This window comes from Halomonas sp. PA16-9 (assembly GCF_009728585.1).
In the GTDB taxonomy this organism is placed as follows: Bacteria; Pseudomonadota; Gammaproteobacteria; order Pseudomonadales; family Halomonadaceae; genus Vreelandella; species Vreelandella titanicae.
On sequence record NZ_CP040451.1, the window covers coordinates 952,653 to 966,840 of the forward strand.

Here is a 14,188-nt window from a genome sequence, read left to right on the forward strand (position 1 = left end):
ATCAATAGGTCGAAGCCGACCCTTTATCTACGATGGCGTCACTTTAAGCCGTCAGTAGAGGTGGATAAACGGCGAATTCTGTTCAACATTGTTTGTATATTTCAAACAATCAAAGGTGTTTGGCGCCCTCATGGATCGTTTTAACGCAATGCAGGCTTTTGCTCGGGTCGTGGAGACGGGCAGCTTTACCAAGGCAGCTGAAACACTTCACATGAGCAAAACCAGCGTGACGCAACTCGTGCAACAACTAGAGGCACGGCTACGGGTAAAGCTGCTCAACCGCACCACGCGCAAGGTGAACGTAACGGCTGACGGCGCCGCCTATTACGAGCGCGTTATAAAGCTATTAGCCGATATGGATGATGCTGAAACCAGCCTGTCCAACGCTTCGGTGTTGCCTCGCGGTCGACTAAGGGTGGACGTGCCCAGCCCTTTCGCGCGCATGATCTTGATACCAGCTTTGCCTGCTTTCCACGCTCAATACCCCGATATTCAAATTGATATGGGGGCGAGTGACCGCATGGTGGATCTGATCTGGTGAAAGCGTGGACTGTGTGGTGCGCGGCGGAGAACTCACGGATTTATCGTTAGTGGCGCGCCGCGTAGGCGACCTGAAGATCGGTATTTACGCCGCGCCGAGCTATCTGGAAAGCGCTGGTTTGCCTTTGCACCCGCAAGAACTCTCAGCTCCCCCTCACTACATTGTAGGGTTCCGATGGGCCCGTGCCGGGGCGTCTTCTCCCTACGCCATGTACCGCAACGGAGAGCGCGTTACCGTACAAGGGCGCTATGTGATTTCGGTCGATGACGGTAATGCCGGTCTTGCGGCAGGCATAGCGGGGCTCGGCGTAGTGTGGCTTCCTGACTACATGGTCAGTGAGCACGTATCTCGCGGGGAGCTGGTTCGCCTATTTGATGGCTGGCATCTCGACCCAATGCCGATGTACGTCGCTTTTCCACCGAATCGGCACGTAAGCGCCAAGCTGCGCGTGTTTATCGATTGGGTTGTGGAGTTGATGGCTCAGCATGCGCCCATGGTTGATCGACGGGGCAGTAGCGATACAAGTAGCTAGTTCACTAGCGCTTTACTCTGGTAATTCCATGAACGGACACTTATTTTTTTAGCACGGGAGCGTTCGGGGCTTTATGCATAGACTTAATCTGTGGCCGCTCCGCCATGATGCGCCCCAGACGCTCTAGAGCCAGTTCGAGCCGCTCAACCAAGCCTTCCAACAGTACACGGCGGTCAGCGGGCACGTCACCGTAAGCCTCTATTGCCTCTTCCAACTGCTGGCCTGCTTCGCGAATTCCTTGTGGCTGGCGCCCGTTGGCGCTCTCTTCAAACCCGCCAGCTAGCGTGCCTAGTAGGTGGCGATGCGCCTCGCGAACTCGCGGGTGCGGTGCATCATCAAGCCGATCACGCAGGCGCAGCGTAGCGGTGCCAACATCCAACCCGGTCAAACCAAGAATAAACAGGTGGCGTTGGTCTTCGGGTAGCATGTCGTCATGCTGCGCCAGTTGCAGAAGCCGATCCGCCATGTGGCCGCTGAAGCGGGTTTCGGCGTCGCGAATCGAGCGCTGGCTTAGCTCATGGATATCGGTGGAAATCGCATTGATTAAACGTCGCCGCCGAAGTCGGGTGCCCAGCCCCGGCAGTAGACGAAAGCCCATTACCACGCAGCTTAGCCCAATCACTACGGCCACCACCGGTTGGCAAAACTGTCGAACGAGAAATCCATGCCGTTGCCGGGCATGGTTAGCAGAATATTGAAGATAGTGAAGGCTAGGCAGTAGCCCATGGTGGCTAGGTTAGTGGCACCTAATAGTCCTAAGAACAGCGGTGTACCAAACAGCATTGCTAGCATCGGAAAACCGTTGGCCTGGGAGAGCAATACATGGCCGAACAGAAAAGCGCTAGGAATCGCCGCCAGCATACCTTTATAAAACATCATGGTGATGGCGAGGGGATTGTCACGGCTGGCGAAAAAGGCGGAAAACAGTGTGCCCAGCATCATCGCGATCATGGCGCTCTGCCAGGCGGTGACGATCCAGAAAGTCGCCAGTAGCGAAAATACTAGCCCTGAGCGAATGGCGTTAATACCGGCGGCGAGGTGATCGCGGTGCCAGGCCAGTGGCGATGAGCGCAGTTTATGGCTCTCCGGCGAGGCAATCGCCTCCCGGGCATCGAGCATGATCATGGCGTGGCCGATCGATTCACGTAGCCCCAACCGCAGACGTCGATCGAGGGGAGCTAAGCTGGCCTCTTCCTCGCTTTCATGAACCCGGTGGCGTAGCGACTGGAGAGCTTTTCTGGCCTCAATGACCCCTTTGACGTGTTCAGCATCGCGAAAGCCTTTTGCGACCTCGCCCGCGAGTTCGATACTTTGCGGAGCGAGTCGGTCAGCGTGGTCGTGCATCAGTTGGTGCAGCGCCTGCAGGTTGGCGAAAAAGCGCAGCGTGCGGCGGGTTAGTACATGGGCTGCCCGAACTCGGCCGGGGCCTACCGGGCCTTCAAAGCGGGCGGCCTGGCTATCGGTTTCCAGCAGGGTTAACGGCACGAGGCTGCTGCGCAGGGCTTTCTGCATCGCCGGGATATCGTCGCTGGCTTCCAAACGCAGGGCGGCATGCTCGAAGGCTTCGTTGATCACGCTGTCGGCCTGGGTGGCAAGGTGGGCGCCCACATGGGACGGCCAGAGCAGCGAGCTGACCAGCATGGCGCAGATGGCGCCCAGCCCCAGTTCGGTAAGGCGCGCCACGGCGATATCGAAGATCCCAGCGGGCGTGCTACCGCTGGAGATGACCACGATCAGCATGGCCGTTACGGAGGCCATCAGACAGCCGTAGGTGTAGTTATTACGCCACAGCGAGCCCACGTAAGTGCATAGCATAATCCAAGCGGTAAGCACGATAAGCGCAGGTACGCGGGCCTGGGCGAATAGGGCCATGATCGTGATGCCCGCCACGGCGCCAATCAAGGTGCCGCCAAGCTGGCAGATGCCTTTCTCAACCACCATGCCACTCATAGGGCGAATCTGCAGAAATGCCGCCGAGATCAGCGCCCAGTAGGGGCGCTCCAAGTCGAACATAAGCGCGATATAGAGCGCGAGCATCATCGCCAGGGTGGTCTTGATCGCAAACTTGACCGCCGTAGCGTTGGGTGTCAGGTAGGTGCTAACAAACGGCGACATGGCTTACTCAGGCTGCTCGGCAGCGTTTTTAGCAGGGCGGACACGCACGGTTGCGGTCATGCCGACGCTCAGCAGGGTGTCATCAGGAACGTCTTCTAGTGCAATGCGCACCGGAATACGCTGAGCCAGGCGCACCCAGCTAAAGGTGGGCTCCACTTGCGGTAGCAACTGCTGGTTAAGGGTTGTGTTGCTATCGGCAATGCCTCGGCCAATACCCACCACTCGGCCCTCCAGATGGGTGTCGCCGTTCATCAGAATCACATCCACCGGATCGCCCATGTCGATCGACGTCATTTTGGTCTCTTCGAAATAACCCACGACATAGAAGGAATTATCTGCGATTAGCGCCATTACCGGCGTGCCGCGATTAGCGTAAGTGCCAGCGGTAAGGTGGACATTGAGGATATGGCCGCTTACCGGCGCGGTTATTTGGGTGCGCGCTAAATCAAGCTGGGCACTGGCCAGCTCCGCCTGAGCCTGCTGTAAATCGGCGGCGGCAATGCGCGAGTTGATCTGGGCAATCTGCTGGTTTTCTGCGCTAATCGCACGATTGTTGCTCAACTGGTTACGTCGACTCTCCTCGGCGCGGCTTAGCTCCAGGGTTGCCTGGCGATGGTCAACCGTGGCCTGGGCGCTGTCCACCGCCGCTTGGTAACGCGTGTTATCGATCTCAAACAGCGTATCGCCTTGGGCAACATGGTCGGTGTCCACGACTTCAAGTGTGCGTACCCAGCCAGAGACATCGGGGGCAATCGTCACCACTTCCGCATGAACCCGAGCGTCACGAGTCCAGGGGGTATAGAGGTAGTAGTGCCATAGCCATGCACCGGCGGCAACGGCAATGGCGACAATAACGAGGGTGAGCAAAATACGGAGCGAAGGGCGCATCGGCGATTCTCTCAAGGGCTGTCTTAAGGGCTTTGAAGCAAAACAGTAAAAATGAACGTGGTGGCAGCGGTGAGGATGACAAATAATGAAATGTCGAACCACGCCTCGTACCAGAGCGCGTACTCGCCGACCACCCAGTGCAGTAGTGAACGAATGGTCAGCGTAGCCACAAAGCCGATCAGCGCGTAGATCAACAGAGGGCTTAAGTAGATGCCACCGACAGCGATTTCGTGAAGACCCATAACATCCTTAAGTGGCCTGGAAGTAACGACAATGGGAGGCGCTAAATGGGGCTAATGACGTGCCAGACATTTATCCCCTGCCAGTGAAAGTGATTCAGCACCAGTATAGAGAGCGAGAGCATAGTTTGCCTTATAACGGCGAACGAGGTGTAGGTTCGTGTGCGGTGGCCCTGGTTGGGTTCATTCCCAGCCCCGCTCGCGGGTGTGCTAAAGTGCAGCTTCGTTGTTTTCCTTTGTTTATCCTCTGAATAGTTGACTGTTGCCCGTGAGAACAGATAGCCGCCTCTCTCGTATGCTGCATGTGCTGCTGCACATCGCGCGGGAATCCCAACCGATTACTTCAGAGCAGATTGGCGCCATGCTGGGCACCAATGCTGCCGTGGTGCGGCGCACTATGGCGGGCCTTCGTAAGGCGGGCTATGTAAAGTCTGAAAAGGGGCACAACGGCGGCTGGCGCATCGCCTGTGATTTGCACAGCGTAACGCTGCTGGATATACACAACGCCGTAGGCGGACCGCGCATTTTCGCCATCGGCACCGACCGTGATAACCCGGACTGCGCGGTAGAGCAGGTGGTTAATGCGGCGCTTTTTGATGCCATGCGCGAAGCAGAAGCGCTACTGATCGACCGCTTGGGAGCGGTCACGCTGGCGGAACTAGCCACTCAGTTTGACGATATTGCGACGCGCAAAGGCTACCAGCTGCCGACGCCTTAATCTTCACCACCAACCCGATTAGCGTTAATCGGCATTCTCAACATTGCCATTGACCTCTGTACGCTTTTTAATGTATCAATAAAAGATACATGAAATGAGTTTATTCACCATGGGCTTAAAAGACTGGGTGTACACGGAGGAAGGGCAATGAGTTTTGATGCAGTGATTATCGGTGGCAGCTACGCAGGCATGGCGGCAGGGCTACAGCTAGCCCGAGCAAGGCGGAAAATATTACTGATAGATGCGGGACAACCCCGTAACCGTTTTGCTTCTCACTCCCATGGTTTTTTAACCCAGGATGGTGCACCACCCGCAGAGATAGCAGCAGAGGCCCGTAGCCAACTGATGGAGTACCCAACGGTTGAGTGGCGCACGGGGCGGGTGGAGGCAGTAACGGGGACGGCTGATAATTTCTTGGTGGCGCTGGCCGATGGCAGCACCTATCAGGCACGGCGCATTATTCTGGCCGCGGGTGTTACCGATGAGCTTCCAGGCTTACCGGGGCTCGCCGAGCAGTGGGGAAAATGCGTTTTCCACTGCCCGTACTGCCACGGCTATGAGCTGGGCAAAGAGGGTATCGGTGTGCTGGCAACCTCAGAACTCGCGATGCACCATGGTTTGATGCTGCCCGACTGGGGCGCAACCACGCTGTTTGTTAACGATGCCTTTGAACCCACTGCTGAGCAACTGGCTCAGCTTAAGGCGCGCGGTACTCATATACGAATATGGCGCCGGCACGCTAGTCTCCCAAACAGAGATTGGCGTTGAGCTGGTAATGCAGGATGGTCGGGTGTTTCCATTGGTGGGCTTATTTGTCGCGCCGCGCATTCACCTTAGCCCGTTAGCAGCTCAATTGGGATGCGAGCTAGAGGAGTCTCCCATGGGCTGCATTGTTAAAACCGATGCAATGCAGGCCACTTCAATCCCCGGTGTTTTCGCCTGCGGTGATGTAGCCCGCGCCGCAGGGTCGGTCACCTTTGCCGTGGCTGATGGCGCCATGGCCGGGCTTTCTACACACCGGTCGCTGATGTTTGGGTGTTAAGCGAAAGACTGATCTATGTAGAGCCAAGGGGCATGAAGAGTGCCACTTGGCGTGCACTAACTGATCTAGCGCTTCATGCGCATGACGATGATTAGCTGTGTTGCTGCACCTGCAGCGGCAATAACCCCCGCGCCAATGGCTAATGTCGAAACGGGAAGGTGGAAAGCCAGCAAAACGCCCCCGAACGCCGCGCCTATCGCACTGCCTAAATAGAGCGCTGATTCATTGAGTGCGACCGCCAGGTTACCGTCGCCGTGGGCTTGGCGTGCACGAACGAGTTCATTGTTTTGTGGCACTTGAAGCGCCAGCCCACAGCACCCCAAAGCGCAATTGGAAGTAACGTCAGCAGTGGGTGAACCGACGCCGTGAAAGGTAGAGCAATGAGCGCCAAAAAGAGCAGCAACATAATCGCCAGGGTAATCACAGGGCCGATAAACCTGTCCACCAGAGGCCCAATCAGAAAACTGCCCACGACGCCGCCAATCCCCCACACCCATAAATAGCCGGTAATTGACTGAACAGCACCTGACTCGGTGGCCGCCATAAACGGGGCAATAAAGGTATACATCCCCAAACTGGCCACAGCGCCCAATAAGGAAACCGCCAGAATGGCCATGGCATGAGGGCTTCGCAAAATAGCGAGCTTGCGAACAAGTGAAAGCGTTGGTGCGGATGGAAGAGCAGGTAGTTTTACCTGTAGCCCCGCGTAGGCGATTAACCCAAGTGCTGAAATAAGCCACATCGCTGACTCCCAACCTAAACGCTCTGCTAGCAACAGGCTGATAGGCACCCCCAGTACCGTGCCGCTCGCCATACCGCCCATAATGATGGCAATCGCTTTACCGCGGTGGGCCTCAGCCGTTATGGCGGCTGAGGCGGCAATGCCCATGGCAAGGTAAACCCCTGCGCCAACGCCAGCGACCGCCCGCCATATCGAGAGTGATATAAAACTGTTGGCTAGTGCGCTGGCGATATTTGCCACAATAAAAACGGCTAACGCTAGTAGTAAACCCAGGCGTTGGTGCTTGCCAGGTAGTAGCGCAACGACGACAGGCGAGCCTAAGCCATAGGCTAAGGTGAATGCCGTGACTAACTGAGCAGCCGTGGCCGCAGAGACACTAAAGGCGTCTTCGATGAGGGGAATTAGCCCCGCAGTCACATAAGAGGCCATCCCAAGTGCAAACGCACCCAGTGCCACGAGATATACCGATAGACGAGATTGGTCAGCCATAACGCACTCCAGGCATAAGCATTAGAAAAGAATCCGCCAGCGCTGTTTTGCCAGCGAAGGGCTATTCTGGAGAGGCTTTAAAGGGGGTACAATTTAACTATTTATGCTATTACTAAAAGTGATAAGTTATTCAAGGTAATAAAATGACCGCTCCACGGACGCTGACTCGAACGCGGGAAGACCTAGCTGAGTTCCTACGCATGCACCGAGAGAAAATCGCACCAGAAGAGGTGGGACTTCCTCGTGGCCGCCGAAGGCGTACGCCGGGGTTAAGGCGTGAAGAAGTCGCCGCTTTAGCAGGCGTGGGGCTGACTTGGTATACTTGGTTGGAGCAGGGTCGCGATATCAGCGTATCGGCCACTTTTCTGGACAATCTATCCAAAGCGCTCAAGCTGGATGCGGCTGAGCGCCGACATCTATTCTTGCTTACCCATCAGCGCTTACCCTCTGAGCTAGGCAAAACCTGGTGCAGCGTGCCGCCGCTGGTTCAAAGGTTGATGGACGACCTGCCTACGCGACCTGCGTATATCCTGAACTTGCGCTGGGATGTGCTGGCGTGGAACAGCGCGGCCAATAAGCTGTTCAACTTCTCTTGCCATGCACCAGAGCGTCGCAACATGCTGTGGTTGTTATTTACCGACCCTGCCATGCGTCAGCGCTTGTCACCCTGGGAAACGCAGGTCAGCCAAATGCTATCCAGTTTTCGCCGCGACTTTGCCCGAGCGGCGCAAGACCCCACCATTGATGAGCTTGTCGAAGAGTTAACCAAGGTCTCGCCTGAGTTTAAGCAGTTGTGGAAAACCCAGGAGGTCAACGCCCCTTGCCAGGAGTACGTCATCTTCACCTTGAGGAGTTAGGCGAGGTAGCGTTCGAGCACACGACGTTAACCGTTGATGAAGAGCGCCACCTACGGTTGGTTTATTATGCCGTAAAGGAGGCGGATCCTCAGGTCGCTGCTTTTACCCGCTGGGTGAGTGACGACAAAGGCGCGAGGTAACGGTGGAAGTTAAGCGAACGTGGCCACAACGTCGTCTATGAAATGACGTAGTTTCGGCGTCATGCGTTGATCGGCGGCGTAGAGCAGGTGCATTGGTCTTGATGGCCCAGCATAGTCTGGCAAGATGCGCACCAGCCGCCCAGTGGATAACGCCTCCGTCAATGCAGCTTCGTAGCCCAATGTAATGCCGAATCCTTCCAATGCTGCGCGAAGCAGCCCCTTCCAGTCGTTGATTTGTAGCCGCCCGTTCACGGAAGCGTCGAAATTGCAGTTGTCGCGACTGAAGCGCCACTGCCTGCCCAAGGTACCGAACCAATAGGCGAACCCCAGACACTCATGCTCAACCAGATCCGCAGGCGTCTCCGGCTCTCCATGCTTCGCTAAGTAGGCAGGCGAGGCGCAGGCGATGAGCTGGTAGGGGGCAAGCGGACGTGCCACCAATGTGGTGCTGTCGCTGATGGGCCCGAGGCGAATGACAGCTTCGTAACCTTCCTCGATAGGATCGACCAGACGATCCGACAAGGTGAGGTCGACCTCCACCTCTGGGTACTTACGAAGGTAGCGGGTGACAAGAGGCACCAGGCTTTGACTGCCAAATGTGACGGGCGCGTTGATTCTGAGGCGACCCCGTGGAACGGCCCGGGCCTGTTCCGTCAGCGCTTCGGCCGCCTCGACTTCCGCAAGGATAGCCTGACATCGTTCGTGATAGAGATGCCCGATCTCGGTCAGGCTCTGTTTGCGCGTGGTGCGGTGCAATAGCCGCGACCCAAGCCGCTGCTCCAGGGCCATGATGTGTTTGGAAACCATCTGCGTCGATAGGCCGAATTCTGCGGCGGCGGCCGTGAAAGAGCCAAGATCGGCAACCCTCACAAAAATAGCCATGCTCGTTAACCGATCCAGCATTATCAACTCTCAGTGGATTATTAAGTCAATAAAGACCTGTTTATCACGTTTGAGTAACGCAATAAAGTACTGCTTATCTTAAAACGGTCGGGAGAAAGACATGCGGATTGGAGTTATTGGTGCGGGCTTTATCGGACAAGCCTTTGCACGCCAGGCGATTGCGGCAGGCCATGACGTCATGATCAGTAACTCGCGGGGGCCGCAGACACTCAGCAGCATTCCGCCGAAAATTGGAGCACAAATTGGCACCCTGCATGAAGCCATAGGTTTCGGCGAAATTATACTGATCGCCATTCCTTTTCATCAATATGCCACTCTTCCGGTTGAGTCGCTACGCGACAAGATAGTGCTGGACGCCAATAACTACTATCCAGATCGAGATGGATCGATCCCCGAACTGGATGAGCGCAGGGCGACGACGAGTGGACTGCTGTCGCAGCATTTGACAGGCTCCCGTCTCGTGAAGGCATTCAACGCGATTCTGGCCTCCGATCTGGAGAAGGGCGGGCAGACGCTGCCTTCGGGAAACCGGCGCGCCCTACCGATAGCGGGAGATGACGATGCGGCTAAGGAGAGCGTCGCAAGGTTGGTGCGACAGTTCGGCTTCGACGTTGTCGATGCTGGGTCGCTGGCGGAAAGCTGGCGTTTTGAGCGCGCCAAACCAGCTTACTGTATACCGTTTGATCGGGAGGGGTTACGTCAGGCGCTTGATGAGGCTCAACGCGATATTGATATGCCGGAAGGATCATGGCGTCGGTGAAAGGCAAATAATGAGAAAATTGGCTTTGTATTGAAATCCAAAGGCTGGAGGTGAAAGCAGGCGGCTGATCTGGCTCAGGACACCTTCCTTTAGCAAACTTCATGAGCCGCGTAGCTTTCTGACCACCATTGACCGCCGGGCGTGGGTGGACTATAGCAGGAGAGATGATTCTGAGGTTTAAGAGGGAAGAATTGGCCTACTCAAAAGCGCCAAGTAGCACCTAGCAAAGGCCCGCTCATCGATATATCGATGCGTGTACCCGATTCGTCTCTATTCACTGCCAAATGGCGATAGCCTGCTGATAGGTGGAACGCCTTGTCGATTTGGTAATTAGCGGTAGCCACTACCTGCCAGGTGCTATCAGCACCAATTCCAAAGCCACCAATATCGGCATGCACTAATGTTGACCACTTTGGGGCCCAGGTGGAACGCAGCCGTGCGGCTAAAATCGGGTCGACCCAACGTTCGATCTCGCTTGCATCAACTCCTAGCGCGGGCACATTCACTTCTGCCTCGATCCGCCAAGCGCGAGCGCCCGCCAGTAAATCTAAGTATTGGCTCGGAGTATTGACCACTTGATAACCTGCTGCTGCAGTTAAAGAGCGTTGGCGCAGTTTGCCTTCTATAGCAACGCCAGGAAGCAGCGTGCTCTCGTGGCTAAGCGATGCCCAGGTAATGTCACCAAACAGAACTAGGCGGTCGCGGCGTGCGCTGCCAGCCATGAAAAAGGCACCATCAAGATCATCAAGTACATTGTTAAATGAGCGCGATGTACTGATGGTAGGAGCAGTCGCCAGAGGGCGCACATCGCCAGCTAAACCCGTCATCCAGACATAAGGGGTAAACTGGAAACGCCAAGCATCCTCTTGGGCATTGGCATTCGTTGCAAAGCCTATCGCTAAGATGCTGAAGGCAGTGATAAACGGGCGTAATTTGGCTATCACAGAAATCCTTATACATTTTCTTTATAGATGCGTCCGCCCTTCATGATCAGTCGCAGATTGCGTTCAGGGTCATGAAGGAAATCAAGGTTCTTACTAGGGTCACCGTCTACTAAAAGTAGATCGGCCATCGCGCCCGGCTCTATTTTACCGAGCGTGCCAGGGTAGGGGTTGCGTGATCCGGAGAGTGAAAGAAGCTCACCATTGCGGCCAGTCGCCATGGCCAACACGGTAAGTGGGTCATAAAAGCGTGTCAGCTTGACTAATTGACGCAGCTGGTTGGGGGGTTTTGCGGGGTAAATAAAATATCAGTACCCCAGGCTGTCTTGATATCAAAACGTTGGGCTAGCTCGTAGGCCTGCACGGTGCCTTCGGCTACTTGTTGTTGTGCTTCGCGGCGAGCGGCATCGGGATAAACATTTGCATCTTCATCTTGCAGGAAAGGCTGAAGGCTCCACCATGCGCCTTCCCCTGCCATCATCCTTACGGTCTCTTCATCGGCGAGCTGCCCGTGTTCGATGGATTTAGCGCCTGCCCTCAATGCACGCTGAATACCTCGGGAGGTATAAACATGCACCATGACATAGGTACCCCAGTCTTCTGCTGCATCCACCGCTGCGTGCAGCTCGCGCTCTCTGAATTGGGTGCTATCCAATGGGTCATAGGTAGACGCCACGCCGCCACCCGCCATCAATTTGATCTGTGAAGCTCCTAGCATGAGTTGTTCACGGGTACGTCGTAATACTTCTGCTTCCCCATCGGCAATGACAGCTACGCCTTGGCGTTCCTGTTCACTAAGCGGTGCGTTGTTGGCCCGTGGGACTTCGTAGCGCATTCGAAAATCACCATGGCCGGAGGTTTGGGAGATCATGGCTCCTGCCGGAAATATGCGCGGTCCAGCCACAATTCCTTCATCAATAGCACGCTTCAGTGCAAAGGATGGCCCGCCCGCATCTCGCACTGAAGTAACGCCACGCATCAGCGTTCTCTCTGCTTCCTGAGCCGCCACTAGATGGATATAGCCTAGATCGGCGGTCATGGCGTCTACTTGGCTAATAGCCGCCAACGTTGTGTGCCAATGGGCATCAATCAAGCCTGGCATTAATACGCTACCACCACAGTCGATGATTTCTGCGCCTTCAGGTGCGGAATCACCAGGCAAAATAGCCTGGATACGCTGCTCTTCAATACGTACTGAAACGTTGTCGCGTAACGCCGCGCCGCTGCCGTCGAATAGCCTTAGATTGGTCAATAATAGTGGGCCATCAGCCCGTTTAGGTTGAGCACTTATGGCAGTGGGGGCGCGCAGACCAGAGAAAAGTGCCATTACTGCAGTGGCTCCTCCCATGAATTGGCGGCGGGTAATATCTGCCATCACACGCTCATGAAACCGTTGTAGTAACGGTGAACCGCAACAGCAAGCCCCGTGTGAGTGATTTAGTGGCGACTGCAATAAAGAGTGGGCGGCGGCGGGAGGCATGGGCGGCACCTTATCTCAGTAGCGAAGTGAGAAGTGACATCTGGAGCGACGTCGAATAGCCTTGCATATAAGTAAATTAGAATGAGGGAGTAAATCGCGCAAGCTGTAATCAGTGATTGGATAGGCTTCCATGCAGTTGCCCCTGTAACTGCTCTGCTAAAAACTCCATAAACAGTCGGGTGCGCTGTGAAAGCGTGGTTTGGCGGTAGTACACGGCGTTCACAGCTTGGGTCTGCATTTCTGTGCAGTCGGGTAGTACATCCACCAGTGTGCCGTTGTGACGAGGAGTGATGGTCATAAAGTCGGCAAGGCAAACGATGCCTTCTCCTGCAATGGCCAGCTCTATTAGCGTACTTCCGCTGGAGGCCGCCAGCGTTGGGGTAATATGTAAGGGCTGGCCATCGGCGCGGCGCAGTGGCCAGCGGTTGAGATGATCGAGCTGGCTGAAGCCTAGCAAGCTGTGATCTTGAAGGTCGTCGATGCTTTCCGGCGTGCCGTGGCGTTCAAGGTAGGCGGGGCTGGCCAGAAGGCGCAGCGGGCTGTAGCCAAGGAGGCGGGCGTGCAGCGATGAATCTTCAAGCTTGCCAATGCGGATGGCCAAATCAACCCGCTGTTCCAACAGGTCGACAAAGCGGTCGTGAGTGTCGAGTTCCAGCGTAATACCAGGGTAGCGTGCGCGGAACTCGCCAATCACACCGGCACAATCACGAACTGCATAAAGCTGGGAGCGGCGTTGATCCGTAACCTGCCTTGAGGCTGATTGTGGCGATCCAGCATCGCCTCTTCGGCTTCTTCCACGGCGGCGAGAATACGGCGGCAATGGTTTAGGAATGTTTCTCCCTCCTCGGTCAGCTCCAGGCGACGCGTGGTTCTACGTAGCAGGGTAGCGCCGAGTTTTTGCTCCAGGCGGTTGAGCGCACGGCTAACCCCAGAAACGGTAATGCCAAGCCGTTCGGCGGCACCGGTGATTGAGCCGCTATCGACGACCGTCACAAAGGACTGCTGTTCTTCAAGGGTGCTTTTCATAGAGTGCTGTTCATAACGTTATCGGTTACCTTAATGGCGAATACCACATTTGTTGATTTTAAATCAAAAGTGTCTTGCTGAAGCGTTGCTATTTTTTCGCATGCTTTGAATCCACAATACCGCTCATTAAACGCCATGCCAAAGTATATAGGCATGGGTATGCTAGCTATTATGGGAGGTTTTATTGATGAAAGTTCTGTTGATTAACGGCGGCAAGGCATTTGCCCACTCTGGCGGTGAACTCAATAATACGTTGCACGGTGTGGCGGTGAGTACATTGCAGGAAATGGGCTATGAAGTGCGCGAGACGGTGATTGATCAGGGCTATGATCTTGATACCGAGGTGCAGAACTACCTATGGGCGGACACCATTGTGTATCAGATGCCTGGCTGGTGGATGGGCGCGCCATGGATCGTCAAACGTTACATTGATGAGGTGTTTACAGAAGGCCACGGTTCGCTTTACGCCAGCGATGGCCGCAGCCGCCAAGACCCGACCAAGCAGTACGGCAGTGGTGGCCTGCTGCAGGGCCGTCGCTATATGCTATCACTGACCTGGAACGCGCCTTTGGAAGCGTTCGATGAGCCTGACAACTTCTTCGAAGGGCGCGGTGTGGATGGTGTCTACTTCCCGTTCCACAAATCTCAGGAATTTATCGGCTTAGAAGCGCTGCCGACCTTTATCGCCAACGATGTAATGAAGATGCCGGATGTCGATCGCGATAAAGCGGCTTATCGTAAGCATCTGCGCTGCGTACTTGGCTAGGCTTCGTCG

18 protein-coding genes and 1 pseudogene are annotated in these 14,188 nt (G+C 55.5%); 9 read left to right on the forward strand and 10 right to left on the reverse strand.

The window, feature by feature from the left end; genetic code table 11:
* Positions 1–130: 130 nt before the first annotated feature.
* A complete protein-coding gene (locus FDY98_RS26820) occupies positions 131–541 on the forward strand; it encodes a LysR family transcriptional regulator (protein WP_340146702.1) in 411 nt (136 codons plus the stop codon).
* Positions 542–545: 4 nt separating this feature from the next.
* On the forward strand, positions 546–1,073 hold the full coding sequence (locus tag FDY98_RS26825; RefSeq protein WP_340146703.1) for a LysR substrate-binding domain-containing protein: 528 nt from the start codon (positions 546–548) through the stop codon (positions 1,071–1,073).
* Positions 1,074–1,113: 40 nt separating this feature from the next.
* On the opposite strand, the pseudogene FDY98_RS04465 reads toward FDY98_RS26825, so the two are convergent.
* The 3 genes and pseudogenes from FDY98_RS04465 to FDY98_RS04475 form a co-directional block, all read right to left on the reverse strand.
* A pseudogene (locus FDY98_RS04465) lies at positions 1,114–3,188 on the reverse strand (FUSC family protein).
* A 3-nt stretch (positions 3,189–3,191) separates the two neighbouring features.
* Entirely contained in the window at positions 3,192–4,076 is an 885-nt protein-coding gene (locus tag FDY98_RS04470; RefSeq protein ID WP_027957230.1) for an efflux RND transporter periplasmic adaptor subunit, read from the reverse strand.
* Between the two features lie 23 nt (positions 4,077–4,099).
* The gene (locus FDY98_RS04475; RefSeq protein WP_022519635.1) at positions 4,100–4,318 is read right to left on the reverse strand and encodes a DUF1656 domain-containing protein; all 219 of its coding nucleotides are present in this window, start codon (positions 4,316–4,318) and stop codon (positions 4,100–4,102) included.
* Between the two features lie 265 nt (positions 4,319–4,583).
* Here FDY98_RS04475 and FDY98_RS04480 point away from each other — a divergent pair, with 265 nt between their 5' ends.
* The 3 genes from FDY98_RS04480 (at position 4,584) to FDY98_RS26835 (ending at position 6,075) form a co-directional block, all read left to right on the forward strand.
* Positions 4,584–5,033, forward strand: a complete 450-nt coding sequence (locus tag FDY98_RS04480; RefSeq protein ID WP_027957229.1) for an Rrf2 family transcriptional regulator — start codon at positions 4,584–4,586, stop codon at positions 5,031–5,033.
* A gap of 147 nt (positions 5,034–5,180) precedes the next feature.
* The gene (locus tag FDY98_RS04485) at positions 5,181–5,801 is read left to right on the forward strand and encodes an NAD(P)/FAD-dependent oxidoreductase (RefSeq protein ID WP_340146706.1); all 621 of its coding nucleotides are present in this window, start codon (positions 5,181–5,183) and stop codon (positions 5,799–5,801) included.
* 7 nt (positions 5,802–5,808) lie between these two features.
* Entirely contained in the window at positions 5,809–6,075 is a 267-nt protein-coding gene (locus tag FDY98_RS26835) for an FAD-dependent oxidoreductase (RefSeq protein ID WP_340146707.1), read from the forward strand.
* Between the two features lie 205 nt (positions 6,076–6,280).
* Here FDY98_RS26835 and FDY98_RS04490 read toward each other — a convergent pair whose 3' ends face one another.
* Positions 6,281–7,306: an MFS transporter gene (locus FDY98_RS04490; protein ID WP_340146708.1), complete on the reverse strand. Its 1,026-nt coding sequence runs from the start codon at positions 7,304–7,306 to the stop codon at positions 6,281–6,283.
* Positions 7,307–7,449: 143 nt separating this feature from the next.
* Between FDY98_RS04490 and FDY98_RS04495 the strand changes: the two genes are divergently transcribed.
* Together FDY98_RS04495 and FDY98_RS29305 are read left to right on the forward strand one after the other, a co-directional pair.
* Positions 7,450–8,163: a helix-turn-helix transcriptional regulator gene (locus tag FDY98_RS04495; protein WP_442907941.1), complete on the forward strand. Its 714-nt coding sequence runs from the start codon at positions 7,450–7,452 to the stop codon at positions 8,161–8,163.
* Complete coding sequence (locus tag FDY98_RS29305; protein WP_442907942.1) at positions 8,127–8,303, forward strand: hypothetical protein; 177 nt, start codon at positions 8,127–8,129, stop codon at positions 8,301–8,303. Before FDY98_RS04495 ends, FDY98_RS29305 begins: the two co-directional genes overlap by 37 nt.
* Before the next feature lie 9 nt (positions 8,304–8,312).
* Here the strand turns inward: FDY98_RS29305 and FDY98_RS04500 are convergent, their stop codons facing one another.
* Entirely contained in the window at positions 8,313–9,206 is an 894-nt protein-coding gene (locus FDY98_RS04500; RefSeq protein WP_081742655.1) for a LysR family transcriptional regulator, read from the reverse strand.
* A 100-nt stretch (positions 9,207–9,306) separates the two neighbouring features.
* Here FDY98_RS04500 and FDY98_RS04505 point away from each other — a divergent pair, with 100 nt between their 5' ends.
* Complete coding sequence (locus tag FDY98_RS04505; protein ID WP_027957226.1) at positions 9,307–9,966, forward strand: NADPH-dependent F420 reductase; 660 nt, start codon at positions 9,307–9,309, stop codon at positions 9,964–9,966.
* Between the two features lie 200 nt (positions 9,967–10,166).
* Here FDY98_RS04505 and FDY98_RS04510 read toward each other — a convergent pair whose 3' ends face one another.
* The 5 genes from FDY98_RS04510 to FDY98_RS26850 all read right to left on the reverse strand — a co-directional run bounded on the left by FDY98_RS04510 (position 10,167) and on the right by FDY98_RS26850 (position 13,413).
* Positions 10,167–10,910 carry a hypothetical protein gene (locus FDY98_RS04510; RefSeq protein WP_027957225.1) on the reverse strand — a complete coding sequence of 248 codons (744 nt, stop codon included), beginning with the start codon at positions 10,908–10,910 and terminating at the stop codon, positions 10,167–10,169.
* Positions 10,911–10,918: 8 nt separating this feature from the next.
* Positions 10,919–11,128 carry a hypothetical protein gene (locus FDY98_RS26840; RefSeq protein WP_340146709.1) on the reverse strand — a complete coding sequence of 70 codons (210 nt, stop codon included), beginning with the start codon at positions 11,126–11,128 and terminating at the stop codon, positions 10,919–10,921.
* A gap of 41 nt (positions 11,129–11,169) precedes the next feature.
* Entirely contained in the window at positions 11,170–12,282 is a 1,113-nt protein-coding gene (locus FDY98_RS04515) for a metal-dependent hydrolase family protein (RefSeq protein ID WP_340146710.1), read from the reverse strand.
* Positions 12,283–12,496: 214 nt separating this feature from the next.
* Positions 12,497–13,081: a LysR substrate-binding domain-containing protein gene (locus FDY98_RS26845; protein WP_340146711.1), complete on the reverse strand. Its 585-nt coding sequence runs from the start codon at positions 13,079–13,081 to the stop codon at positions 12,497–12,499.
* Complete coding sequence (locus FDY98_RS26850; RefSeq protein ID WP_340146712.1) at positions 13,078–13,413, reverse strand: LysR family transcriptional regulator; 336 nt, start codon at positions 13,411–13,413, stop codon at positions 13,078–13,080. Before FDY98_RS26850 ends, FDY98_RS26845 begins: the two co-directional genes overlap by 4 nt.
* A gap of 187 nt (positions 13,414–13,600) precedes the next feature.
* Here FDY98_RS26850 and FDY98_RS04525 point away from each other — a divergent pair, with 187 nt between their 5' ends.
* Positions 13,601–14,179, forward strand: coding sequence for an NAD(P)H-dependent oxidoreductase (locus FDY98_RS04525; protein ID WP_027957222.1), 579 nt, complete (start codon positions 13,601–13,603; stop codon positions 14,177–14,179).
* Positions 14,180–14,188: the final 9 nt, after the last annotated feature.

What these genes read in the sequence shown, in the direction of transcription:
- FDY98_RS26820 (WP_340146702.1), top strand. Translation starts at nt 131, where the DNA reads ATGGATCGTTTTAACGCAATGCAGGCTTTTGCTCGGGTCGTGGAGACG.
- FDY98_RS04470 (WP_027957230.1), bottom strand. Translation starts at nt 4,076, where the DNA reads ATGCGCCCTTCGCTCCGTATTTTGCTCACCCTCGTTATTGTCGCCATT.
- FDY98_RS04475 (WP_022519635.1), bottom strand. Translation starts at nt 4,318, where the DNA reads ATGGGTCTTCACGAAATCGCTGTCGGTGGCATCTACTTAAGCCCTCTG.
- FDY98_RS04485 (WP_340146706.1), top strand. Translation starts at nt 5,181, where the DNA reads ATGAGTTTTGATGCAGTGATTATCGGTGGCAGCTACGCAGGCATGGCG.
- FDY98_RS26835 (WP_340146707.1), top strand. Translation starts at nt 5,809, where the DNA reads ATGCAGGATGGTCGGGTGTTTCCATTGGTGGGCTTATTTGTCGCGCCG.
- FDY98_RS04490 (WP_340146708.1), bottom strand. Translation starts at nt 7,306, where the DNA reads ATGGCTGACCAATCTCGTCTATCGGTATATCTCGTGGCACTGGGTGCG.
- FDY98_RS04495 (WP_442907941.1), top strand. Translation starts at nt 7,450, where the DNA reads ATGACCGCTCCACGGACGCTGACTCGAACGCGGGAAGACCTAGCTGAG.
- FDY98_RS04500 (WP_081742655.1), bottom strand. Translation starts at nt 9,206, where the DNA reads ATGCTGGATCGGTTAACGAGCATGGCTATTTTTGTGAGGGTTGCCGAT.
- FDY98_RS04505 (WP_027957226.1), top strand. Translation starts at nt 9,307, where the DNA reads ATGCGGATTGGAGTTATTGGTGCGGGCTTTATCGGACAAGCCTTTGCA.
- FDY98_RS26840 (WP_340146709.1), bottom strand. Translation starts at nt 11,128, where the DNA reads ATGGCGACTGGCCGCAATGGTGAGCTTCTTTCACTCTCCGGATCACGC.
- FDY98_RS04515 (WP_340146710.1), bottom strand. Translation starts at nt 12,282, where the DNA reads ATGGCAGATATTACCCGCCGCCAATTCATGGGAGGAGCCACTGCAGTA.
- FDY98_RS26850 (WP_340146712.1), bottom strand. Translation starts at nt 13,413, where the DNA reads ATGAAAAGCACCCTTGAAGAACAGCAGTCCTTTGTGACGGTCGTCGAT.
- FDY98_RS04525 (WP_027957222.1), top strand. Translation starts at nt 13,601, where the DNA reads ATGAAAGTTCTGTTGATTAACGGCGGCAAGGCATTTGCCCACTCTGGC.